This window comes from Vreelandella neptunia (assembly GCF_022489065.1).
Taxonomy (GTDB): domain Bacteria; phylum Pseudomonadota; class Gammaproteobacteria; order Pseudomonadales; family Halomonadaceae; genus Vreelandella; species Vreelandella neptunia_A.
Window position 1 is genome coordinate 129,556 of sequence record NZ_JAKVTW010000003.1, and the last position, 22,622, is coordinate 152,177.

21 protein-coding genes are annotated in these 22,622 nt (G+C 55.1%); 15 read left to right on the forward strand and 6 right to left on the reverse strand.

Annotated elements, in window-relative coordinates:
* Positions 1-84 precede the first annotated feature (84 nt).
* Together MLE19_RS06775 and MLE19_RS06780 are read left to right on the forward strand one after the other, a co-directional pair.
* Positions 85-825 (forward strand): tellurite resistance TerB family protein, encoded by a 741-nt coding sequence (locus MLE19_RS06775; RefSeq protein ID WP_240717347.1) that lies wholly within the window; start codon positions 85-87, stop codon positions 823-825.
* Complete coding sequence (locus MLE19_RS06780; RefSeq protein ID WP_240717349.1) at positions 825-1,307, forward strand: phosphatidylglycerophosphatase A family protein; 483 nt, start codon at positions 825-827, stop codon at positions 1,305-1,307. Before MLE19_RS06775 ends, MLE19_RS06780 begins: the two co-directional genes overlap by 1 nt.
* A 119-nt stretch (positions 1,308-1,426) precedes the next feature.
* Here MLE19_RS06780 and MLE19_RS06785 read toward each other — a convergent pair whose 3' ends face one another.
* The 3 genes from MLE19_RS06785 to MLE19_RS06795 form a co-directional block, all read right to left on the reverse strand.
* Positions 1,427-2,809, reverse strand: a complete 1,383-nt coding sequence (locus MLE19_RS06785) for an NAD-dependent succinate-semialdehyde dehydrogenase (RefSeq protein WP_240717351.1) — start codon at positions 2,807-2,809, stop codon at positions 1,427-1,429.
* A 187-nt stretch (positions 2,810-2,996) separates the two neighbouring features.
* Positions 2,997-3,620 (reverse strand): peptide-methionine (S)-S-oxide reductase MsrA, encoded by a 624-nt coding sequence (msrA, locus tag MLE19_RS06790; protein ID WP_240717353.1) that lies wholly within the window; start codon positions 3,618-3,620, stop codon positions 2,997-2,999.
* Between the two features lie 80 nt (positions 3,621-3,700).
* Positions 3,701-4,615, reverse strand: a complete 915-nt coding sequence (locus MLE19_RS06795; protein ID WP_240717354.1) for a LysR family transcriptional regulator — start codon at positions 4,613-4,615, stop codon at positions 3,701-3,703.
* Between the two features lie 180 nt (positions 4,616-4,795).
* Between MLE19_RS06795 and MLE19_RS06800 the strand changes: the two genes are divergently transcribed.
* From MLE19_RS06800 to MLE19_RS06845, 10 genes are all read left to right on the forward strand, one after another.
* Entirely contained in the window at positions 4,796-6,307 is a 1,512-nt protein-coding gene (locus MLE19_RS06800; protein ID WP_240717355.1) for a CoA-acylating methylmalonate-semialdehyde dehydrogenase, read from the forward strand.
* Positions 6,308-6,333: 26 nt separating this feature from the next.
* Entirely contained in the window at positions 6,334-7,989 is a 1,656-nt protein-coding gene (locus MLE19_RS06805) for a GMC family oxidoreductase (protein WP_240717356.1), read from the forward strand.
* 225 nt (positions 7,990-8,214) lie between these two features.
* Positions 8,215-8,418: a cold-shock protein gene (locus MLE19_RS06810; protein ID WP_008958127.1), complete on the forward strand. Its 204-nt coding sequence runs from the start codon at positions 8,215-8,217 to the stop codon at positions 8,416-8,418.
* 229 nt (positions 8,419-8,647) lie between these two features.
* Positions 8,648-10,417 carry an SLC13 family permease gene (locus tag MLE19_RS06815; protein WP_240717357.1) on the forward strand — a complete coding sequence of 590 codons (1,770 nt, stop codon included), beginning with the start codon at positions 8,648-8,650 and terminating at the stop codon, positions 10,415-10,417.
* Positions 10,418-10,487: 70 nt separating this feature from the next.
* Entirely contained in the window at positions 10,488-11,153 is a 666-nt protein-coding gene (locus MLE19_RS06820; protein ID WP_240717358.1) for an alpha/beta hydrolase, read from the forward strand.
* A gap of 40 nt (positions 11,154-11,193) precedes the next feature.
* A complete protein-coding gene (locus tag MLE19_RS06825) occupies positions 11,194-11,892 on the forward strand; it encodes a hydrogenase subunit MbhD domain-containing protein (protein WP_240717359.1) in 699 nt (232 codons plus the stop codon).
* Entirely contained in the window at positions 11,889-13,379 is a 1,491-nt protein-coding gene (locus tag MLE19_RS06830) for a complex I subunit 5 family protein (protein WP_240717360.1), read from the forward strand. The genes MLE19_RS06825 and MLE19_RS06830 overlap by 4 nt, the downstream gene beginning before the upstream one ends.
* Positions 13,376-14,881: a complex I subunit 5 family protein gene (locus MLE19_RS06835; RefSeq protein WP_240717361.1), complete on the forward strand. Its 1,506-nt coding sequence runs from the start codon at positions 13,376-13,378 to the stop codon at positions 14,879-14,881. Before MLE19_RS06830 ends, MLE19_RS06835 begins: the two co-directional genes overlap by 4 nt.
* Complete coding sequence (locus tag MLE19_RS06840) at positions 14,878-16,650, forward strand: complex I subunit 5 family protein (RefSeq protein ID WP_240717362.1); 1,773 nt, start codon at positions 14,878-14,880, stop codon at positions 16,648-16,650. Before MLE19_RS06835 ends, MLE19_RS06840 begins: the two co-directional genes overlap by 4 nt.
* 63 nt (positions 16,651-16,713) lie before the next feature.
* Positions 16,714-17,700, forward strand: coding sequence for a YihY/virulence factor BrkB family protein (locus tag MLE19_RS06845; RefSeq protein WP_240717363.1), 987 nt, complete (start codon positions 16,714-16,716; stop codon positions 17,698-17,700).
* A 63-nt stretch (positions 17,701-17,763) separates the two neighbouring features.
* Here MLE19_RS06845 and MLE19_RS06850 read toward each other — a convergent pair whose 3' ends face one another.
* Positions 17,764-19,173, reverse strand: coding sequence for a PhoH family protein (locus MLE19_RS06850; protein WP_240717365.1), 1,410 nt, complete (start codon positions 19,171-19,173; stop codon positions 17,764-17,766).
* Positions 19,174-19,376: 203 nt separating this feature from the next.
* On the reverse strand, positions 19,377-20,246 hold the full coding sequence (locus MLE19_RS06855) for a LysR family transcriptional regulator (RefSeq protein WP_240717367.1): 870 nt from the start codon (positions 20,244-20,246) through the stop codon (positions 19,377-19,379).
* A 115-nt stretch (positions 20,247-20,361) separates the two neighbouring features.
* Here MLE19_RS06855 and MLE19_RS06860 point away from each other — a divergent pair, with 115 nt between their 5' ends.
* Positions 20,362-21,228 carry a cation diffusion facilitator family transporter gene (locus tag MLE19_RS06860; RefSeq protein WP_240717368.1) on the forward strand — a complete coding sequence of 289 codons (867 nt, stop codon included), beginning with the start codon at positions 20,362-20,364 and terminating at the stop codon, positions 21,226-21,228.
* A gap of 100 nt (positions 21,229-21,328) precedes the next feature.
* Positions 21,329-21,598, forward strand: a complete 270-nt coding sequence (locus MLE19_RS06865; RefSeq protein ID WP_240717370.1) for a hypothetical protein — start codon at positions 21,329-21,331, stop codon at positions 21,596-21,598.
* Between the two features lie 71 nt (positions 21,599-21,669).
* On the opposite strand, the gene MLE19_RS06870 is transcribed toward MLE19_RS06865, so the two are convergent.
* Positions 21,670-21,855: a DUF3008 family protein gene (locus MLE19_RS06870; protein ID WP_035584858.1), complete on the reverse strand. Its 186-nt coding sequence runs from the start codon at positions 21,853-21,855 to the stop codon at positions 21,670-21,672.
* A 222-nt stretch (positions 21,856-22,077) separates the two neighbouring features.
* Between MLE19_RS06870 and ybaK the strand changes: the two genes are divergently transcribed.
* Positions 22,078-22,545, forward strand: coding sequence for a Cys-tRNA(Pro) deacylase (gene ybaK / locus MLE19_RS06875; protein WP_240717372.1), 468 nt, complete (start codon positions 22,078-22,080; stop codon positions 22,543-22,545).
* The last annotated feature ends 77 nt before the right edge of the window (positions 22,546-22,622 follow it).

Sequence of the window (22,622 nt, forward strand, 5' to 3'; positions counted from 1 at the left end):
TCACGCTGCGTTCATGCAGCATGCTTTATAACGTACGTTAATCGGCAAGCGAGCCAAGATAAATACCTACCCAGGAGTACAAGGATGAACGCAAGCAAAATTTTACAGCAGCTTATGCAGCAAGCCGGCGGTAGCCAGAAGGGCGGTAGCAGCGGCGGTGTCGATGTTAAAGGCATGCTGAGCGGGCTTTCTAAGCAGTTAGGCGGCGGTAGCAGTCAAGGAAGTAGCTCCTCCGGTGGTTTTGATGTCAAAAGCCTGCTCGGTGGCGGTGCCATGGGTATGTTAGTGGGCTCCAAACGCGGCCGTAGCATGGGCGGCAAAGCGCTTAAATACGGTGCCATTGCCGGGGTAGGCATGCTGGCGTGGAAGGCATGGCAAAGCTCTCAGGCGGCAAAAGATGGCAATGCTCAACAGAGTGCTACCCAAAATGCCTCAGAAGGCGAACGGGTCGAAGTGCTTAGCGGTGAGATCCAAGAGCGCCGCAGTCTGGAACTGCTGCAGGCAATGATTATGGCTGCCCGTGCTGATGGCCATATTGATGAGCAGGAGCAGGCGTTGATCACCGAGCAAATTGATGCCCTCGGCGCCGACCAGGAGATGCATAACTGGGTGGAGCAGCAGTTGAAAGCACCGCTGGATGCACAGGCCCTGGCCCGTGAAGCGGACTCCCCACAGGCGGCACGCGAGATGTACCTGATCAGCGTGGCAGTAACCGACGACCAAAACCCTATGGAGCGTGCATGGCTGGACCAATTGGCCAGCGCGCTTAATTTACCCAAAGAGATGACCACTGAACTTGAGCGCCAAGCTGAGCAGGCTGGTTGATGCTGGAAACGCTTAATGTTTGGCTAGCGAATGGTTTTGGGCTGGGGCGATTACCCTTTGCACCAGGTACTTTCGGTTCACTCTTGGGTATCCCAATAGCGTGGTGGCTGCTGAGCCGCCCGCTTAGCCAGCAGGGGACCATTATCGCGATGCTGCTGGTGTTTGCTGTGCCGGTTTGTCACTTCGCTTCGCAACAGTTTGCCGGGCTTGATCACGGCAGTATTGTGGCGGATGAGTACGTGGCGTTTCCGCTGGCGGTGATTGGCCTCCAGGCAGCAAGGCATCCGCTGGTCATGGCGCTGGCCTTTATGGTTTATCGCTTCTTCGATGCCTTAAAGCCGCCGCCGATTCATTTGGCAGAGTATGTGAATGGCGGCTTTGGCATTGTGTTGGATGATGTGATTGCTGCGCTGGTTACCTGGGTGGTGATGGCGCTAGTGATTAAGCTGTGGCAGCGCCGAGCGCCACAGCAGCGTGCCTAAAAACTCGATAGTGTGACTCAAAAAAACGCCGCAGGCCTGATGAAGGCCTGCGGCGCTAGCTTTTTACAACTTACAACTTACAGTCCACAATTCACTGCATGTTGCGTTAGCTCACAGTATTACTCTTGAACGACGATAACGGATTTGGCATTAACGAACTCAAGCATGCCAAAGCCGCCGTGTTCACGACCGTAACCCGAGTTCTTAACACCGCCGAAGGGCATTTCCGGTGTAGCAACGCCAAAGCCGTTGATAAACACCATGCCGGTGTCGAAGTACTTGCTGGCAAGCTCGGTCGCGCGTTTAACGTCTTTCGAGATGATGCCGCCGCCTAAGCCGTAGCGACTGTCGTTGGCAATGCGCATGGCATCTTCATCATCTTTAGCGCGAATCAGCGCGGCTACAGGGCCAAACAGCTCGTCGTCGTAAGCGGGCTGACCTGGTGTCACGTTATCCAGCACGGTCACCGGATAAAACGCGCCTTTGCCGGATGGCTTTTCACCACCGCACAGAACCTTCGCGCCTTTGCGTACGCTCTCTTCCACTTGATCATGAAGTCCGTCGCGAAGATCCACGCGGGCCATGGGGCCGAGATCGCTGTCTTCTTGGGTTGGATCACCCGCTTTCAGCGACTGCATGCGAGCAACGTAACGCTCTTTGAACGCTTCATAATTTTTCTCGGTCACTACAAAGCGTTTGGCGGCTACACAGGTTTGGCCGCCGTTGTAGACACGCCCCTGAACGCAGGTGTCGATCGCCACATCCATGTCGGCATCATCAAGCACCAGATAGGCATCGTTAGAGCCCAGCTCAAGCACCGTCTTCTTCAGGTACTCGGCAGCCTTGGTGGCCACCTTGCGGCCTGCACCATCGCTGCCTGTTAGCGTTACGCCGCGAACAGCAGAGTGAGCGATTACTTCATCGGAAACGTCATGAGAGATCACTAGCGTGCGGAAAACGTTCTCGGGAAGTCCCGCTTCACGATAGATTTTTTCCAACAGCAGGCCGCTACCAGTCACGTTTTCAGCGTGCTTAAGCAGAACGCCGTTACCCGCCATGATATTGGCAATTGAGTAACGTACTACCTGATACGCCGGGAAGTTCCAGGGCTGAATGCCGTAAATGACGCCCATGGGAGAGTAGGTCACAAAGCCACGCTCTCCATTGCCTGGCTGGCGCTCTTCATCGGCTAGCTTTTTAGGGCCATGTTCAGCGGTGTAGTCACAAATAGCGGTACAAAGGTCAACTTCCTGGGTGGCCTGAGAAGGCAGTTTGCCCATCTCTTTGACCATCAGGTCAGCCAGCTCGTCTTTATGCTTCTGCATCGCTTGGCCAATGGCTTTGACCGTTTTGGCGCGGCTTTCGAGTGATTCCAGGCGCCAATCGAGAAAAGCATCGTAGCAGGCATCCACGACCTGCTTAGCTTCAGCGCTACTCATTAAAGCGTAGGTTTCGAGGGTCTCACCGTTGGTCGGGTTAATCGTCTTGATGCTGTTGCTCATAAGATCTCCTATCTATAGATCAACGTGTTGGTCAAAACGTCCAGCTCCTGGGCGCTTAATCGACCGGTCTACTTCTGATGTGCATTCACTCTAGTACACAATGAGCGCCTTTGCATAATAGCGGTGCTCATTGTGAGGCATTGGTTTAATTAATCAGTTCCACGGTGAAGGCTAAGAAGCTGCTTTGCTATTCAAACGTAAGCCCACCGGCTTCTTCGCCCCACACCTCTTCCAGGCGGCCATCACGACCACAGCTATAGCGGTAGAATTTATAGCGCACGGGGTTCTTTTGATAATAGTCCTGGTGATACTCCTCGGCAGGCCAGAACGTAGTAGCCGGTACTATTTGAGTGGCAATGTCGCGGTCAAAGCGGGCTTCCATCTCGGTTTTTGAGGCTTCGGCCAGCTCACGCTGCACTTCATCGTGGTAGAAAATAGCTGAACGGTATTGATCACCCACATCGCAGAACTGGCGATCTACTGCGAAGGGGTCGATGTTGCGCCAGAAAATTTCCAACAATTGCTCGTAGCTGATCTGCTCTGAGTCATATTCGATTTGCACAACCTCCGCATGCCCCGTACCACCCCTGGAGATATCCTCATAAGTGGGATTCTCGAGTTCGCCGCCGATATAGCCTGAGATGGTGGCGCTAACACCGGGCTGGTTGTCGTAAGGAGGCTCCATGCACCAGAAGCAGCCACCGGCAAAGGTCGCTTGCGCGGTAGATTGCGCCTGCAACGACGCACTGGCGAGACCTGCGGCGGTCATTACGCAGAGCGTTAGGGGACGGAAAAATGAAAAGCGGGTCATGGTAAGCACTCCAGTGGCGGTGGCGAGTTATCGCTCGATGTTGAGTCGATTAGTGGCTGCAAGTGCTACATCCTTACAGGTTAAACCAGCCGATGTGGCCATACCTCGTCCAGCGTATCGAGTGCCGCATTTACGGTCGATTCGGCAGCGCTTGCGTGTCGCCATATAAAGCTTAATGCGCAGGGCAGGCGGATGTTGTCTGCTACTGCCAGGCCACTCTCTTGACGCTCGGTCATTGCCAGGGCATCGCGAGCCAAGCTTAAGCCAACGCCTGCACGAACCAAATCCAACATACAGGCTTCTTGGTCAACTTGGGCTACTCGGTTAGGCACCGCGCCGCTTTTCGCCAAGGCCTGCTTTAATAGCCGATGGTGAGCCGAATCGTGGGGCGTCACAATCCATGGTAGCGTGGCCAGGTGCTCCCAGCGGGTATCAATAAGCCGATTTTCCCAGCCAGCCGGGGCAATCACATGATAGTCAAAGTGCGTCAGCTCGCGCCAGGCCAGAACCTCATGCCCCTGGTTCACTCCAGGGCCTTCGCCAGGCGGTGCCAGATAAAAGCCGACATCCAGTTCACCCTGTGCGATGCGGCTCAGCACGCTGCCGCTCATGCCGTGATGCAGTTCGGTTTCTAATTGTGGCGCGCGGGCCATCAGGCGGCTTAAGAAAGCGCCTAAACGAAGAAACTCCGGGTCGACAATGGTGCCAATGGAGAGCTTGCCGCGCAGCGTGCTGTGCAGGGTTCCGGCGGTTTGCTCAAATGCTTGGGCACTGGTCAGGGCTTTTTCAGCGGCGGGAAGCAGGGCATGGCCATCGGATGTTAGCGCTAGCCCTTGGGGGCGACGACTAAACAGTGTGAGACCTAAGTTAGCCTGTAACTGCTTCAACTTTAGGCTGATGGCAGGCTGCGTTAAATGTAACTGCTCAGCGGCGCGGGACACGCTGCCCGTTCTTGCAACGGCCACGAAGGCGCGGAGTGTGGCGTAATCTTGCATGATGAGCCTCAACGCGTGCTGGTGATATTAGTAGAGCTTATAACTGGCTTTTAAATAACTCAATTGATCTGTTCCCAGCGCCCAGTAGGCTAGGCTAAACGCAGGCTCTTTTTAGTAAGTATTTTAGCTACGCTCTTAAAACCATGCTCTTAAAACCATGCTCTTAAAACAGGTACTCCCATGACAACAACAGCGATTCAGCACTTTATTAATGGCCAGGTCACCGCTGGTGAGTCTTCAAACGCTCAGGACGTATTCAATCCCGCCACCGGCCGTGTGACTGGCCGTGTATCGCTCGCTTCATCAAACGATGTGAACACCGCCGTAGAAGCCGCACAAGCCGCTTTTCCTGCCTGGGCTGATACCCCGCCTATCCGTCGTGCCCGGGTAATGTTCAAGTTATTAGAGCTGTTAAATGTTCACAAAGATGCGTTGGCCGAAGCGATCACCAAAGAGCACGGCAAGGTGTTCACCGATGCCCAGGGGGAAGTCGCGCGTGGTATTGACATTGTTGAATTCGCTTGCGGAATCCCACAGTTGTTGAAGGGCGACTACACCGAGCAGGTGAGTACCGGGATCGACAACTGGACCATGCGCCAGCCATTAGGCGTGGTCGCTGGTATAACGCCATTTAATTTCCCGGCCATGGTGCCAATGTGGATGTTCCCGTTAGCCATTGCTGCGGGTAATACCTTTATTTTGAAACCAAGCCCGCTTGACCCCAGCGCCTCGTTGCTGATGGCTGATTTGCTTAAACAAGCGGGCCTGCCCGATGGCGTGTTCAACGTCGTGCAGGGCGATAAAGACTCGGTGGAAGCGCTGCTTGATCATCCGCACGTTAAGGCGTTGTCGTTTGTGGGCTCCACGCCGATTGCCAATCTGATTTACGAACGCGGCGCTCGTAATGGCAAACGTATCCAAGCACTCGGCGGGGCCAAAAACCATATGGTGGTGATGCCGGACGCCCACCTTGATAAAGCGGTCGATGCACTCATCGGTGCCGCCTTCGGCTCTGCCGGTGAGCGTTGCATGGCGATCAGCGTGGCGGTGTTGGTCGGCGACGTGGCGGATAAAGTCGTGCCGGCACTGGCTGAGCGTGCGAAAGCGCTAAAAGTAAAAGATGGTATGCAGCTTGATGCGGAGATGGGCCCGATTGTTACCCAGCAAGCTCACCAGCGGATTACCGGTTATATCGAAAAAGGGGTGGCTGAAGGCGCAGAACTGGTGGTCGATGGTCGCACTTTTAATGCTGCCTCGGCAGGCGATGAGTGTGCCGAAGGGTTCTGGATGGGCGGCACGTTGTTCGATAACGTCACGCCGGAAATGACGATCTATAAAGAGGAGATTTTTGGTCCGGTGCTGGTCTGTGTGCGGGTACCGGATATCGCCACCGCCATCCAGTTGATCAACGACCACGAATTCGGCAATGGCGTTAGCTGCTTTACCGAAAGCGGCACCGTGGCGCGGGAGTTTGGGCGCCGCATTCAGGTCGGCATGGTGGGTATCAACGTGCCTATTCCGGTGCCGATGGCGTGGCATGGTTTCGGTGGCTGGAAGCGCTCTTTGTTTGGCGATACCCATGCCTATGGTGAAGAGGGCGTGCGTTTTTACACGAAACAAAAATCGATTATGCAGCGCTGGTCGGACTCAATCGATGCCGGTGCTGAATTTGTGATGCCCACGGCGAAGTAACGCCTAAACGTTATGGGAGCCAACGCATGCCAGCGCCAACTAATAATAATTTCGACTATATCGTGGTAGGAGCGGGCACCGCCGGGTGCCTGATGGCTAACCGACTCAGCGCCAACCCTAACAACAAGGTGCTGTTGATCGAAGCGGGTGGTCGCGATAACTACCACTGGATCCATATCCCGGTGGGGTATCTCTACTGCATTAATAACCCGCGTACCGATTGGCTGTTTCGTACCGAACCCGACAAAGGGCTCAACGGCCGTTCGCTGATCTACCCACGGGGGAAAACCCTGGGCGGCTGCTCCAGCATCAATGGCATGATTTATATGCGCGGTCAGGCCCGGGATTACGACCACTGGGCGGGAGTCACCGGCGACGATGCCTGGCGCTGGGAGAACTGCTTACCTGACTTTATCAAGCATGAAGATCACTACCGCTTGGATGAGCATGGTGATGGTGACGCGAAGCACCGAGATTTTCATGGCCATGGTGGCGAATGGCGGATTGAAAAACAGCGCCTCAAATGGCAGGTGCTGGATGATTTTGCCGAAGCTGCGGTTCAGGCGGGCATTCCGCGCACCGAGGATTTTAACCGTGGTTCAAATGAAGGCGTGGCCTACTTTGAAGTCAATCAGCGCTCGGGCTGGCGGTGGAATACCGCCAAAGCGTTTTTGCGCCCCGCACTGAAGCGCAACAACTTAACGCTTTGGCACTCCACGCAGGTCAATCGCCTGCTCTTTGACAAACGTGAAGAAGCACTGCGCTGCAGCGGCGTGGAGGTGGAGCGCAACGGTCACGCCCAGCGTGCCATGGTGAGCGGGGAGGTGGTGCTCTGCGCAGGTGCGATTGGCACGCCGCATTTACTCCAGCTTTCCGGCGTGGGCCCAGCCGAGCTGCTACGCGAACACGGCGTTGAGTTAGTGCATGAATTGCCCGGGGTGGGGGAGAACCTGCAGGATCACTTACAGATTCGCTCGATATATCGCATCACCAATGGCAAAACCCTGAACGCGATAGCCAGCACGCTATTGGGGAAAGCGGGCATTGGTTGGGAGTACCTGCTCAAACGGTCTGGGCCGATGAGCATGGCGCCCTCGCAGTTAGGGGCGTTTACCCGCAGTACGGCGGAGCAAACGCACCCTAATATTCAATACCATGTACAGCCGCTAAGCCTTGAAGCCTTTGGGCAGCCGCTACACCCGTACCCGGCGATTACCGCCAGCGTATGCAATTTGAATCCAACCAGCCGGGGCACGGTACGTCTTAAAAGCAGCGACCCCCGTCAGACGCCGGCCATCTCTCCTCATTACTTAAGCACGCCAGAGGATCGCAAAGTAGCGGCGGACTCCCTGCGCGTTACCCGGCGGATTGCCGAGCAGCCAGCGTTTGCCAAGTATGCGCCTGAGGAAGTGAAACCGGGCGTTGAGTACCAAACCGACGACGAGCTAACTCGCTTGGCGGGGGATATAGGCACGACGATTTTCCACCCCGTTGGTACTGCGAAAATGGGGCGCGAGGATGACAGTTTGGCGGTAGTCGATGGTCGGCTGCGGGTACGGGGCATTCTTGGGCTTCGCGTGGCGGATGCGAGCATTATGCCGACGATTACCAGCGGCAATACCAATTCGCCCACGCTGATGATTGCGGAGAAAGCTGCCGGTTGGCTCCTCTCTGAGCAGTGAGAGTGATTAGCCAGCACCTTGTCATACAGGGCTGCATAGCCTTGATTATAAGAGTGTTGACGCGCACACAGGTTAGGCGCAAAATAGCGTCAGTTGGTTAGCAAGTCGAACGTTGTCAGCAGGATAGAAGCGCCTCAAGCGTTAAATCTGGTGAAAGTTTCTTGTTCTACCCACTGCACTTCGGGTATTTCCCGGTTTTAATTAGCTACATCGAGGATTTCGATCATGGCAACTGGCACAGTTAAGTGGTTTAACGACACTAAAGGCTTCGGCTTTATTTCTCCTGACGACAATGGCGACGACCTGTTCGCACATTTCTCTGAAATTCAGTCTGAAGGTTTCAAATCTCTGCAAGACGGCCAGAAGGTTTCCTTCGACGTCACCCAGGGTAAAAAAGGCCTTCAGGCTTCTAACATCAAAGTTGTTTAAGTTAATTCTTAAGCATTGAGATGTTAGCAATCACTGCCCAGCGATGATTGACCAAAGGACCCCGCCACGTGCGGGGTTTTTTGTATCTATAAGATTGAGTGCAAAAATACCTCAAACCTCACACCCGTATATTCCATTTTGATCTTTAAATGTTTCTAAAAATAACTTTTTAGAATATAGGGCTGGCCTCACAATGCTCTTATGTTTATTTATTAAGGGTGTTGTGGCGATGTCGGTTGATGCTTGGGTTTCAGTCACGGTGGTGCTGACCATTTTTCCGCTTATGGCGTTCTCACGTCTAGGGCCGGATATCATTCTGCTGGGCGCGGTGATTGTGTTGATGACGCTTGGCGTCATTGACCCACAGCAGGCGCTGGGAGGCTTTTCAAACAGCGGTCTTTTTACTGTGGCCTTCATGTATGTGCTGGTAGCCAGCATTCGTGAAACCGGCGGCATCGATCTGATCATTCGCTATGTGCTTGGACGCCCTGATAAAGAAAGAGGTGCGCTCATACGCCTACTATTACCCGTCGCGACACTCAGCGCCTTTGTTAATAATACCCCTGTGGTTGCCACCTATATTCCTGCCGTCATGAGCTGGAGCCGCAGGCTGCATTTATCTCCCCAGCGGCTGCTGATGCCGCTTAGTTTTGCGTCCATTCTTGGTGGCACTATTACGCTGTTTGGCACCAGCACTAATTTAGTGGTGCATGGGTTGTTGCTGGAGCGCTACCCCGAGCTTGGCATGGGCCTGCTGGATTTGGCTTGGGTAGGTATTCCCGTCGCGGTAGTCGGCCTTGCTTACCTGATTTTGCTGGGGCCACGCTTATTGCCTGCTCGGGAAGGGGTGGCTAGTGCGTTTGCCAACCCGCGAGAGTTCACTATCGAAATGGAAGTCGACCCAGCGGGCGTACTGGTAGATCGTAGCGTTGAAGAAGCGGGACTGCGACACTTACAGGAGCTGTTTCTGGTTGAAATTGAGCGCGCAGGCAACGTGGTTAGTGTGGTTGGCCCTGGTGAACAATTAAAAGGCGGTGATCGACTGGTGTTTGCCGGCACCTCTGATGCCGCAGTGGAGTTGCAGCAGATTCGTGGTTTGATTCCTTCTCGGGATGATACGTCCAGTCTGGAGAAAGAGTTTAAGGAGCGCCGCTTGGTCGAGGCGGTGGTGTCGGATCAGTGCCAGTTTATCGGTCAGCGTATTCGCGACGGCCACTTCAGAACCTTGTATGGAGCGGCGGTGCTGGCAATCTGCCGGGGCGGTGAGCGGGTCAAGGGCAACCTTGGTCAAGTGCGGCTGCAGCCCGCCGATGTTCTGTTGCTGGAAGCACGACCACCGTTTATTGAGCGTCATCGTCAGTCACGGGACTTCTTGCTGATTAGCGAGCTCAATGGTGCGGCGCGCCCAATACATGAAAAAGCACCGCTAGCATGGGGCCTGCTGTTAGGGGCCGTGCTTCTCGCCGCCTTAGGCGTACTGAGTATGCTCAACGCCGCCATGTTAGGGGCGGCATTAGCGTTACTTACGGGTTGCTGTTCGGTGGGAGCAGCCAAGCGCGGTTTGGATACTCAGGTGCTACTCACGATTGCCGCTTCCTTTGGTGTGGGAGCCGCACTGCAGAGCTCCGGTGCCGCTGAGGTAATGGCCGGTGGGGTGCTAACGTTTGTGGCGGGTAATCCGCTGCTGCTCTTGATCGGCACCTACTGCGTGGTCGCACTGCTGACAGAGCTGGTGACCAATAACGCAGCCGCGGTGATTATTTTTCCGGTGGTAATGAGCGCAGCAGAAAGCTTGGGCGTTAGCCCGATGCCCTATGTGGTAGCGGTCATGTTCGCCGCCTCGGCGAGCTTTTTAACCCCTATCGGCTATCAAACCAATTTGATGGTGTATGGCCCCGGCGGCTATCGGGTCAGCGATTTTCTTCGTCTGGGGAGTGGTTTGAATATACTGACCGGCGCGATAGCGCTACTCTTGATTCCCTTAGTGTGGCCTTTTTAAACGTGCCACCGCTCGCGGTAAACGCTGGTTTGCGCTAGGGTGGCGCTTTTTGGATAAGGAATACGACTTCATGACTGCTCCTGGCGAACTGATTATTGAGCCGAAAGATGGTCAACCCGCCGATGCCTGTGTGTTTATTATTCACGGCTTAGGTGCGGATGGACACGATTTTGAACCGCTGGTACCCGCGTTAGCACTGCCCAAAGATTCACACGTGCGCTTTATCATGCCCCATGCGCCACGGTTGGCCGTAACGATTAATGGCGGCATGGTGATGCCCGCTTGGTACGATATTCTCGCCATGGATTTGGGGCGTAGGGTGGATGAAAGCCAGCTCAAAAAATCCGCCGAGCGCATTCAAGCGTTGATCCAAGAGCAGATTGATCAAGGTATCGATAGCCAACGCATTATCGTCGCGGGCTTTTCACAAGGGGGCGCTGTCGCCTATCAAGCCGCGCTCACGTTCCCCGCGGCGCTGGGTGGCTTGTTAGCCATGTCGACCTACTTTGCGACGGCGGACAATATCGACCTAGCAGAAGCCAATCGTCAGATTCCTGTTGAAGTTCAGCACGGTAACTTTGACCCGATTGTGCCCGAAAGCCTGGGCCGCAGTGGTGCCGACCGCCTTAAAGCGATGGGTTATGCGGTCAATTATCGCCAATACCCCATGGCGCACGCGCTTTGCCCTCAGCAGGTAAATGATATCGGCAAGTGGCTGAGTGCTCGCCTGAGCTAAGCGCCTATTCGTGCCCGATGCAAGGATGTAGCGAAAACGAATGATAGCTTCCTTTGATGCGATAGCCGCTCTTGATGTAATCGAAGTAGTGCTGGCGCTGTGCTTAACAGGGTCGGCATTAGTGTGCCTATTTGATCGCCACTTAGTGCGTGCCTGCTGTTTCTTTTTGGCGTTTGCTGTCTCAATGACGCTTGCTTGGTGGCAATTGGGCGCGCCCTGGCTGGCAACGGCCGAGCTGCTGCTGGGGGTGATGCTGACAGGCCCCTGTTTTTTCTATGCGCTGGGACATCTTTCCCCTGGCGCATCATCCCCTCTTAAACACGATACCTTCAACGAGCCCTGGTCGCGGGTCGCCATGCGTGTAGTGTTGGCGCTGGCGTGGTTTGTTATGGTCGGCGCGGCGATTCGCTATGTTATCGCCGATATGGTGTATTCACCTTCAGAGCATCCGCTGCTTTTAGCGGGGGTGGTAATTGCCGCCAGCGCCTTGGGCGCGTTTGCATTGCATCGCCATTTGCTGCGCCGTTTATTGGCATTCAATATTCTGGGCTCAGGAGTGTTTATGCTGCTGGCGGGTGTGGCGGGCACCTCCGCTGCTGCCCAAGCACTTATCAGTGTTGGGCTGCTTGTTGCCTGGCTAGGGTCGATGCTCGGCGCGCTATTGATTAGGCAGCTGTTGCATCTGGAAGGGGTCGAGGCCTTGGGGCGTGACGGCGCACTCAAGGAGCGCACAACATGATCTGGCGCTTTGGTCTTTTCGACAGCACCTTTGAACCTCTTGCCAGCACCCATTGGGCGCTGTTAGCAGCACTGGGTTTACCGCTTCTACTAGGTCTCTTTGCAGCACTATTTTCCCCTAAGCGTGCCTTGCCTGTTGCCCTGGCTAGCCTGCCGGTATTGGCGTCTGGTGTGGTGCTGCTGGCTGCCTTTGAGCAGGCAGGGTTACTGCGCTGGCAGTGGGAAATCGCCGGTATTCACTTGTCGCTACGCTTAAACGGCTTGAGCGTGCTGTTGCTATTAATGACTCAGGTGATCGGCGTTGCCGCGGCGCTATATACGCCCGGCTATTTGCGTTTAAGCGAAACCGGGCCGCTGGCTCGCTGGCTGTGGCCTTTGATGGGCGTGGTGCTGAGTGCGCTCTCGTTAATTTGGCTAGCCACCGATTTGCTCACCCTTTATATCGCCTTGGAGCTAATGGGGCTGGCAGCGGTTGGCATGCTGATGCTCTCAGGCAAAGTACCTGCCATTGTGGCGGGGATGCGCTATTTACTGTTAGCACTGGTGGGATCGCTGACCTATCTGCTTGGGGTGGCACTGATTTTAGGCCACTGGGGGCGGTTGGATTTACAGGGGTTAGCCGAAGTAATCGAGCCAGGCCCAGTGGCGTGGTTTGCTGCCGCGCTCATAGGTGCTGGGCTGGCCTTGAAAGCCGCGCTATTTCCTCTACATGCGTGGTTGACCCCAGTGCACGAGAATGCCTGGACGCCGGTGAGTGCGCTGCACGCCGCGCTGGTGATTAAAGCATCGCTATTTATGTTGCTGCAGCTGTGGAGCATCCTGCTGCCTGAAACGTTCTACGCACCCCGGGTGATCGCTTGGTTAGGCATGTTGGCCATTGTTTGGGGAGGGCTGTTGGCTTGGCGCACCGACTCGCTTAAAACCCTGGTCGCTTCGTCAACCGTTGCACAGCTGGGCTATCTAATGGTGGCTTTTCCTCTGTTACTGGGCCCGGATATTGCGCCGTTACCGCGCGCCTTGGCTTGGGAGGGTTTTTGGCTGCAATTGATGGGGCATGCCTTTGCCAAGGCGGCTATGTTTATGGCTGCTGGCAACCTGATACTGGCCACCGGCGAGAGCACGCTCAAAGGCCTGGCCGGTACCAGCCGCCGTTTACCGCTTTCACTCTTGGTGTTTGGCATTGCCTCAATCACCTTAATGGGGCTGCCGCCTAGCGCTGGCTTTACGGCTAAGTGGATGCTGCTACAAGCGATGATTATCACCCAGCAGTGGTGGGCGGTAGCGGCGCTATTAACCGGCACGCTGCTGACTGCCGCCTATGTGTTTCGAATGTTTCGCTACTCCTTTGATGAAACGGCCCCGCGACATCGCTACCAACCCTTGGCGCCGGGCATGGATATGATCGCACTAACGCTTGCTCTGATCGCGTTTGCCTTAGGGCTATTAGCGCATTACCCGCTGGAATTGATGCATGGAGGTAGCCCATGAACGCCGCCTGGTTACCGCTGACTGCGTTGGCTACCTCTCTACTGGTGGTCGTAATTATTTTTGCTCTGCCGGAAGAGGCCAGACGACTGCGTACGACGATTAACCTCGTGGCGGCCGTGGTTAAGATTATTCTGGTTATGCTGATGGTTCGTCGGGTGGCCGCGGGTCATGAAGATATTTTTAGCTTTCAAGTAATTGGTGGCGTTGATTTCGTTCTGCGCAGCGATGCGCTAGGGGTGATGTTCGCCGGGCTATCGTCACTGTTGTGGCTGTGTACCACGGTTTATGCCATCGGTTATTTGGAAGGCTCCGCCAATCGAAAGCGCTTCTTTGGCTTTTTTAGTCTCTGCGTCGCGAGCACGATCGGCATTGCCCTTGCCGACAACCTGTTTACCTTTCTGATTTTCTACGAAATGTTGACGCTCTCCACCTATCCGCTGGTGGTCCACAATGGTACCCAGAAAGCGCTCGATGCGGGTCGTGTCTATTTACGTTACACCTTAAGTGCGGGCGTGGTGCTGCTGCTAGGAGCAGTGTTGCTGTACACCCTAACAGGGGATCAGTCGTTCTCGTCAGAAGAGGGCCTGGGTGATTATTTAAACGATCATCGTGGCCTGTTAACGCTGATATTCGCCCTGCTGGTGGGTGGGCTTGCGGTGAAAGCCGCCATGGTGCCGCTGCATGGGTGGCTACCCAGAGCCATGGTGGCGCCGGCGCCGGTGAGCGCACTATTACATGCAGTCGCGGTAGTGAAAGCAGGCGCCTTCGGGATTCTGCGGGTGGTTTATGATCTGTTTGGCATTGAGCTCAGTGTTGAGCTGGGCGTTATTACCGTTTTGGCGGTGGCAGCGTCCATTACGATTATTTATGGCTCGTTAAGGGCGATTGCTCAAGAAGAACTGAAACCCCGCCTCGCGTTTTCTACGGTCAGCCAAGTCTCCTACGTCATTCTCGGCATAGGCATATTCGGTCCCTTTGGTACGGTCGGGGCCTTAGCGCACTTACTCCACCAAGGCTTAATGAAGGTCACACTGTTCTTCTGTGCAGGCAACTATGCCGAAGAGCTGGGGATTCATCGCATTGATGAAATGGACGGTGCAGGCAAGCGTATGCCGTTGACCAGTATTGCGTTTACCATCGGCGCACTAGGCATGATAGGGCTTCCCCCGGTGGCGGGATTTATTACCAAATGGTATCTCGGGGTTGGCGCCATTCAGGCAGGAATGTACTGGATCGTCGCCGTATTGGTAGCCAGTAGTACGCTCAACGCCATCTACTTTTTGCCGATTGTACACCGCTTGTGGTTTCGCCTGGGGCCATCCCATGGCAAAGGCAGTTGGCCCAAAGAGCAGCGGTTAGGCCGTTTAGAAACCCACGGCTGGCTGCTTTGGCCGATGGTATTCACCGCTCTGGTAAGCCTTGGGGCAGGGCTATTTGCCGGGCTGCCTTTCAGCCCCTTGGATTGGGCGGCGCGGGTAGCCAACGGGGAGTACTTGCCATGATGACGCTGCTGCTTGCACTCGCACTGCTCTGGCCGCTAGGCGTTGCCGGTTATACGCTATGGAACGCCTACCGGAGGCCCGCTACGCAGAGGGGCTACTTTTCATTACTCTGGCTAAGCGCTGTTTGGCCAGCGTTACTTTTGGCCTACGCTGGGGAAGCGCACTGGACCATCAATGCCTGGATGCTGGGCGGGGAATGGGAGCTCAACTCGCTAAGCCGCCCTTGGCTTGCGTTCACCGCCCTACTGTGGGGTTTGGCAGCGTTTCATGCCAAGGGATATTTTGCGGCTGAACAGGCAAAAGCGCAGGCCGGAGATCAAGACGCTCAGCGGCGCTTACTGCGTTTGGCGCTGCTATGGCCGCTGACGCTGTTGGGCAACGTGCTGCTGATTATTGCCCAGGATATCGCTAGTTTTTACCTGGGCTTTGCGCTGATGACCTTCGCCGCTTACGCCTTGGTGGTGCATAGCGGTTCAGACGAGGCCCGGCTGGGCGCCAAGGCGTATTTGATATTAGCCGTGGTGGGTGAAGGACTCATTTTAGGCGGTTTTTTATGGGCGGCCGGAGAGGCCGATACGCTGACGTTGCAAGGCGTGCGCGAAGGTATTTTGGTCGCTGAGCACGGCTCATGGATGGCCGCCTTGCTGTGCTTGGGCTTTGGCGTGAAAGCGGGCGTTATTGGGTTGCACGTGTGGCTGCCGTTAGCGCACCCGGTAGCCCCAGCCCCAGCCAGCGCCGTGCTTAGTGGGGCAATGATTAAGGCGGGGCTGCTGGGCTGGATTAGTGTGCTGCCATTAGGTAGTGAGCAGGTGTCAGAACCGCTAGCCCAGTTTGGCAACACTATGTTGATTGCAGGCCTGGCAGCAGCGTTTGGCGCCGCACTGTATGGTGTTTTTCAGCGCCATCCAAAAGCCGTCTTGGCCTACTCCAGTATCAGCCAGATGGGCATGATGACGGCTCTCGTCGCCATGGGGTTGGTCGCGCCAGAGGTGTGGCCACTGCTGTGGCCGGGCTTGGTGCTGTTTGCTGCCCACCACGCGTTGGCTAAAGGCTCGCTGTTTATGGGCACCAGTATCAGCGAGCATTTGCCGCGCTGGCCGCTACCGTTGATATGGGCATTGCTAGCGCTGCCCGGTATATCACTGGCGGGCGCTATTGGCGCGGGTATGGTCAGCAAGTGGGGAGTGAAAAGCCCGCTGTATGAAATGCACCATGAATCGCTGATCAAGTTGCTGAGTTGGGCCGCAGTCGGCACTGCGGCACTGGTGAGTGTTGCCCTATGGCGCCAGTGGCAGCAGCGGCATAAAGGGGGCAGCAACCCAGAGCAGTGGGGCGCTTGGTTAGTGGCTATCGTTGCAGCGCTATTGACACCTCTTTGGCTTCCCCTGCCTGCAGGTAGCATCGAGATGCCACCGATGAAAGAGTGGCTGGGGATCGTATGGCCCTTTCCTGTGGGGGTTCTGTTTGCCGCGATAGGTTGGTTATTAACGCGCCCGCTCAAGGGAAAAACACTTCCCGCGGGCGATTTATGGTGGCTCTACGCCGGTGTCGTTAGCGCGATGCTGGTACCCATCCAAGCTTTCGGTCACGGCTGTGGCCGACTGAAATCGGCAAGCGTGGTAACCGCTCAAAAAGCGGAAGAGACGTTAATGGGCCATATAACTCGGCTGTTGTCGGGAGAGTCCTGGTTGCGTCACCATACAAGCGGTTTAATGATGGTGCTTGCCGTGCTGCTTGCGGCGCTACTTATGTGGGAAGGCCAGCGATGATACATCTGTTAGGAAAATGGTTGCCTAAGAAGTGCTCAGGCAGGCACTGGTTAGGAGCACTCTGTGGGTAAGCTCGCGCGCGGACGTCGCGCTCTGGTTCCCGGCGATATTCCCCAGCGTGGCTGGCAGGATATTGCTTGGCGTGTGGTGCGAGCGGCGCGCCGCAATCGCATTACCATGTTGGCCGCAGGGGTGGCTTTTTATGCGTTGTTGGCGTTGTTTCCGACTATCGCGGCGGTGATTTCGCTTTGGGGGCTGCTTTTTGATCCTTACGAGGCGGGCCAGCAACTGTATGAAATCAGTCGTTTTATGCCCCCGGATGCGGCTAAATTGATTGACCAACAGGCTCAGCAGGTTGTTGAGAGTGCGGAGTCGGGTAATTTTCTCGGCGCCCTAGCCGGGCTGCTGATTGCGATGTTTATCGCTTCGAAGGGTGTGGCGGTGCTGGTGATCGGCCTTAACGTGGTGTATGGCGAAACTGAAAAGCGCAGCCTGCTACACCGCAGCACGGTATTGGTATCACTGACATTTGGGTTGATTATCATGACCCTGATTTCACTTGGCTTCATCGCCATTGTGCCGATCGTGGTCAACGCGTTGGCGATTGATTCACCGTTTGACAAGATTCTGCAGTGGCTGCGCTGGCCAGCGCTGCTGGTGGTGATGAGTATGCTCATTGCATTGCTCTACCGTTTCGCGCCTTATCGGCGCTCCGCGCAGTGGAGTTGGTTAAGTTATGGCACGCTGCTGGCAACGGTGATGTGGCTGTTAGGCTCTGGCGGACTTTCGCTTTACGTGCGTTATTTCTCCACCTTTAGCGAGCTTTATGGATCGTTAGGCGCAGTCGTAGCGCTGATGATCTGGTTTTGGCTATCTGCCTTTGTGGTGCTGTTTGGAGCGGAAGTGAATTGTGAAATGGAGCGCCAAACCTATAACGACACCACGATAGGGGAGACACGCCCGCTAGGCGAGCGAGAGGCATTTGCTGCAGATACCATTGGTAGCCCTCGTCCGTGGAAGATATCAGCGGATGACGCTGATACTGAATAAACTACCTATCAAACTCCCACCCTTGATGAGCGGTGGGAGTTTGATATGACTTACGCCACTGCCTTAAAGAAGCTCCTCCGCCGCCAGTGCCAAGCGTGAACGTTCAACGCTTTTCAGAGTGATATGCCCCGCATGAGGCCAGTCTCGAAAGCGCTCCACCACCGCCGCCATGCCGCAGGTGTTAGCGGTGAGATAGGGCGTATCGATTTGGCCAACGTTGCCCAAACAGACAATTTTGGTATTTCGCCCCGCCCGGGTGACCAGCGATTTGAGCTGTTTAGGTGTGAAGTTCTGCGCCTCATCAATGATTAAGAAAGTGTCGTTTAACGTACGACCTCGCATGAAGCTCGGTGAGCGTATCTGCACTCGCGAACCGATCAACTGGCGCGTGGCGCCGTTATCCCAACTGGTTTCTCCCTCCTCATTGCGCAACAGATTATCCATATTGTCGTGGAAGGCCCCCATCCACGGTGACATTTTCTCCTCCTCCGTGCCGGGTAGAAAGCCAATGTCTTCGCCCATGGGGATCGGCGCGCGGGTAAACACAATGCGTTCAAACAACTTGGCATCCAGTGTCTGCTGAAAGGCGGCGGCCAGGGTCATAAAGGTCTTCCCCGTTCCCGCATTACCCGCGATGGTTACGAGGTCAATATCAGGATCCATGAGGAGGTTTAAGGTGAAATTTTGCCGACTGTCATGGGCATGAACCCCCCAGACGCCTGCGTGATGGCGATAGTTTGTGAGTAGCTGAAGGCGAGCCGAGGAGGGCCCTAGCTCGCGAACGATCGCTTCAAACTCAGCCCCGTTTTCACTGTCCGAGACCAGCATGCCGACATGCCAGTGACGAGGCATTGAGCCGGAGAGCTGATAGAAAGTGTGGTGATCAAGACGCTCCACGGTGACATCAACGTTCAATGCCTCCCAGAGTGAGGCGCCATTCTGGCCTGCGGGGGCATAGACTTGGGCGCCCTCAATCATGGCATCGCTATCGGAGAAAGCGCGATCGTTGAGGTAATCCTCAACAGGCACTTTCAGCGCAGCGGCTTTCACACGTAGGTTAATATCTTTAGTAATGAGGATGACGGAGGCGTCGGGGCGCTCTTCGCGTAGGCGGCAGGTTTCCGCCAGTATTCGGTTATCGGGGCTATCGTCGAGGGCGTCGAAAAGCTTTAAGTCGTTGTAGCATAAGAAGTGCAGGCGTCCTGTTTCGCCGCTGATGCGGGGAATCGGAATGCCGCGTTGGATCTCGTCAAAGGTGACTTGGCTGGTAAGGTCAGAGAGCGTACGGCTGATTTGGCGAGCCGTGCGAGCGATTTCACGAACACCGTTTTTGTGCTTATCAAGCTCCTCGAGGACAGTCATGGGGATGACAACATCGTGCTCATCAAAGTGATAAAGCGCGGCGGGGTCATGAATGAGGACATTGGTGTCCAACACATACAGCCGAGTGGCTTTCTTATCGAGTCGTACCATCGTTGGAATCACTCCTTGGTTGACGGCAACTTCGACACTGGCAGGTGCGTATTACGCCTGGATGACACTTGCCTGTGTCCCACACGTGACGTGTCCTGGCATCTCCTTATTTAGCACTTTTTAATAGCGTGGAAGGCTTTGGTGTTTTTCGCCACAAAAAGATTTCAACGATGTGTCAGCTACTCCTGGGTTAAGTCTGAGCACTAGTTCTGGGAAGCTAAGAAATGCGCCACCTTATTTAACAAGGCAGTGGCCACCACACCGCGGTTATCGCTCTCAACATAACGGTAGTAGTGGCTATCTAACGCAAGGTCATGGGTTAGCGTGCAGAGCGTGCCAGCGTCCAGAGCGCCTTTGACTAACGGGTAAGGCAGCAGCGCCCAGCCGGTCGCGTTGATAACCGCGTCGCGAATGACCTCAAACATCGTTAGCCCAAGATAATTGCCTGAAAAAAGAGCTTCGCTGATCAGCTTGTCATCCTGAACGTGGGTTAAACATACCTGCGTATACTGGGCTAAATCATCGCGGTTAACGCTGGGCAACCGGCTAAGCGGATGGTGGGGCGCTGCCACTAAACGCATACTGACAGGGGCAAGGTTAGCGGCGTTGGTGTCGATCCCTTCCGCGGTATACAGGCCAAAGGCAATATCCACCGTTTGGCGCTGTACAAACTGGTTATGCTCCTGAGGAGGTACCAAATAAACCGAAATCGCGGTTAGTGGAAACTGCTGTTTTAGGTCATGCATCACCTGGCGCCAAAACACTTCCGGCAGTGCATCGTCGCGGGCAATACAGAGCTGGCTTTCCACCCCTTGCAAATGTTGGTGGCAGTGCTTTTTGATCCGGCTGGCGCTGGTTAATAAACGATAGCAGTCAGGCAGCACGCTATCACCAACGGCGGTCAGCGTTAGGCTGTTGCCCGAACGCTCAAATAGCGCCACGCCCAGGCTGTCCTCTAATGCATTGACCGCAGCGCTTAGGGTGCTTCGTTTAAGACCGGTGTGCCGCGCCGCGGCGGCAAAAGAGCCATGTTCGGTAACATCGATAAAGGCTTGAACCTGTTCCGCACGCATAATCTTTCCGGTTGACTGATCGAGCGCCAGTTAACTTGGCGCTGAGCGATTCGTGATTGTCATAACTCCCTTCTATTATGGCGCACAAATCGTCGAATGCTATGGAGTTATCCGCGTGACCCCCTTTGTTGCCGAGCGCCGTGCGCTAAAATTTTCAGCCATTTCAGCCAGCCTGTTTGCGTTTACAGGGCTTGTGCTAGGGCTTACCAGCGGTTCAATCACCATTCTGTTTGATAGCGGCTATTCGCTATTAAGCTTAGTGCTGGCATCGCTCTCGCTGTATGCCCTCAAACAGGCACGTAAACCTGCGGATGATCACTACCCCTTTGGGCGGCTGACGGTGGAGCCGCTTGCGGTTCTGCTCAAAGGCGTAGTAATTGCGATGGTGTGTATCGTATCGCTGGTCTCTGCTCTGTGGAGTCTGCTTGATGGGGGCCGCCTGGTGACGCTGGATTTAGCGTTAATGTTTGGCGTGGTGAATGTAACCGGCTGTCTGATGACCTGGTGGTGGTTGGCGCGCTATTCCCGGGTGGCTCGCTCTTCGCTGTTGGCCGCTGAGTTGCGTCAGTGGCAGATGGATACTTGGCTGAGCGCTGCGGTGATGTTGGGGTTTGCGCTGACCTGGGTGCTAACTCAGTCGCCCTGGGCTGGTTACGCGCGCTTTGCCGACCCCGTGATGGTGCTGATCATTGCAGGCTACTTCTTGCCCATGCCCATTAGGATGGTGAAAGGAGCGCTGCGCGAGCTTATGTTTGGCGGCTCATGCAGCAGCGTGCGTCAAAATGTGGTGGAGGATGTCGCCGACTTTGATGTCTCTGCCGACGATGTGCGCCTGGCTCAGGTGGGCAGTTTCCTGATGGTCGATATCCAGCTCGACAAGCAGCAGTTCAATGATGCTCAAGAAATTGTCGATAGCGTAGAGCAGCGTTGTAAACGGCTGAATCTACGTCCAGTGACCAGCCTGACGCTGGTTGCTGGCTAAGATGTACAAAAAATATTGACGTTCTGAGTAAGGGAGTGCTATTTAGCGCTACCGACAATAGGTGTCGGCCTACTATTGATACGTTGAGGGTTGTAAAAACATGCCATTGCGCCGCTGTTTACCCGCACTGCTAATGACCGTTTTGGTCGCTGGCTGTGCTAGCTCTACCATTGCTCCAAGCTATACCACCAGCAATCCGGATATCATGCGGATTGGCGGCGAGCGTCCGGCGAATCGAGATACCACGGTTGAAAGCGCTGGATCGTTCTGCCTTGAAACTGCCGAACGCTGGAATGACCACGGGCGTACGCCAGACGGCCAAACGCTATGGGCAAAAGACACCATGCGTAAAGTGGTCGCTTGTAACTAATTACAGTTATTGTGACCGTGTCAGTAAAAGCGCCAGCGGGAATGTGCTGGCGCTTTTGATTGGGCGAAGTGTCAATCCTGTTTCTTTTCGGGCTTGCCTTTGCGCTTTGTACTCGCGAAATCTTCTAGCTCCTCCTCGCTCATGGAGTCATACATCTCTTTAGACGAACCATAAAGTTCGCTGGGCTTGGTTTCCCCGCGCTTAGCGGAAAGCGCTGCTCCTGCGGCTTTTTGTTGCGCTTTAGAGGTTGCTGGCATTGCGGGTCTCCTTCCGGTTAGCTTCCTTGTACCAATTGCCTTATTAAGCATAGTAGTTATTAAGCCTAGCAGGAGGAGCGCAGCTTTCCAGAAGCATCAATCAAACCTTCACCATGCTCCAATCAGTTGACTTTCTTTTGCCTGTCGCGTTATCAATCTAAAGGGCGAAATGCGCCTCACCGTAAAATTCCCAGCATCAGCGCCGTTAACCAAGAGAGCGACATGACACCGGCTATTCATAGTGCAAAACAAGCAGGGTTTGCCTTTCAGCTTCATGAGTATGAACACGATACCTCCGCGCTCTCCTTTGGGTTGGAGGCGGCGGAAAAGCTGGGCGTAGCGGTTGAGCAGGTATTTAAAACATTAGTGGTGAAGCTAGATGGCAAGCAGTTGGCGGTGGGTATTGTGCCGGTGAACTGCCAGTTAGGCTTGAAGCAGATTGCCAAGGCTGCCGGTGCCAAGAAAGCCGCTATGGCGGCGCCAGCGGAAGTGGAACGCACCACCGGTTATGTGCTGGGTGGCGTTAGCCCGCTGGGGCAAAAGAGGCGGTTGGCGACGTTTATTGATGATTCCGCCGAAGGCTATGCCAATATTTATGTTAGTGCCGGGCGCCGCGGGTTAGAGATCGAGCTCTCGCCGAGGGATTTAGCCACCCTGAGTCAGGCCAGTTTTGTACCGCTGGCAACGTGAAGTTGATTTGATGGCGGCGCAGGCAGAGGCACTTTCTGGTATGGTGCCGTAATGTTTGTGCGTCACTTGCCCTCCAG

Excerpts from the sequence above, each read along its gene's own strand:
- MLE19_RS06775 (WP_240717347.1), top strand. The coding sequence starts at position 85 with ATGAACGCAAGCAAAATTTTACAGCAGCTTATGCAGCAAGCCGGCGGT.
- MLE19_RS06780 (WP_240717349.1), top strand. The coding sequence starts at position 825 with ATGCTGGAAACGCTTAATGTTTGGCTAGCGAATGGTTTTGGGCTGGGG.
- MLE19_RS06785 (WP_240717351.1), bottom strand. The coding sequence starts at position 2,809 with ATGAGCAACAGCATCAAGACGATTAACCCGACCAACGGTGAGACCCTC.
- msrA (WP_240717353.1), bottom strand. The coding sequence starts at position 3,620 with ATGACCCGCTTTTCATTTTTCCGTCCCCTAACGCTCTGCGTAATGACC.
- MLE19_RS06795 (WP_240717354.1), bottom strand. The coding sequence starts at position 4,615 with ATGCAAGATTACGCCACACTCCGCGCCTTCGTGGCCGTTGCAAGAACG.
- MLE19_RS06800 (WP_240717355.1), top strand. The coding sequence starts at position 4,796 with ATGACAACAACAGCGATTCAGCACTTTATTAATGGCCAGGTCACCGCT.
- MLE19_RS06805 (WP_240717356.1), top strand. The coding sequence starts at position 6,334 with ATGCCAGCGCCAACTAATAATAATTTCGACTATATCGTGGTAGGAGCG.
- MLE19_RS06810 (WP_008958127.1), top strand. The coding sequence starts at position 8,215 with ATGGCAACTGGCACAGTTAAGTGGTTTAACGACACTAAAGGCTTCGGC.
- MLE19_RS06815 (WP_240717357.1), top strand. The coding sequence starts at position 8,648 with ATGTCGGTTGATGCTTGGGTTTCAGTCACGGTGGTGCTGACCATTTTT.
- MLE19_RS06820 (WP_240717358.1), top strand. The coding sequence starts at position 10,488 with ATGACTGCTCCTGGCGAACTGATTATTGAGCCGAAAGATGGTCAACCC.
- MLE19_RS06825 (WP_240717359.1), top strand. The coding sequence starts at position 11,194 with ATGATAGCTTCCTTTGATGCGATAGCCGCTCTTGATGTAATCGAAGTA.
- MLE19_RS06830 (WP_240717360.1), top strand. The coding sequence starts at position 11,889 with ATGATCTGGCGCTTTGGTCTTTTCGACAGCACCTTTGAACCTCTTGCC.
- MLE19_RS06835 (WP_240717361.1), top strand. The coding sequence starts at position 13,376 with ATGAACGCCGCCTGGTTACCGCTGACTGCGTTGGCTACCTCTCTACTG.
- MLE19_RS06840 (WP_240717362.1), top strand. The coding sequence starts at position 14,878 with ATGATGACGCTGCTGCTTGCACTCGCACTGCTCTGGCCGCTAGGCGTT.
- MLE19_RS06850 (WP_240717365.1), bottom strand. The coding sequence starts at position 19,173 with ATGGTACGACTCGATAAGAAAGCCACTCGGCTGTATGTGTTGGACACC.
- MLE19_RS06855 (WP_240717367.1), bottom strand. The coding sequence starts at position 20,246 with ATGCGTGCGGAACAGGTTCAAGCCTTTATCGATGTTACCGAACATGGC.
- MLE19_RS06865 (WP_240717370.1), top strand. The coding sequence starts at position 21,329 with ATGCCATTGCGCCGCTGTTTACCCGCACTGCTAATGACCGTTTTGGTC.
- MLE19_RS06870 (WP_035584858.1), bottom strand. The coding sequence starts at position 21,855 with ATGCCAGCAACCTCTAAAGCGCAACAAAAAGCCGCAGGAGCAGCGCTT.
- ybaK (WP_240717372.1), top strand. The coding sequence starts at position 22,078 with ATGACACCGGCTATTCATAGTGCAAAACAAGCAGGGTTTGCCTTTCAG.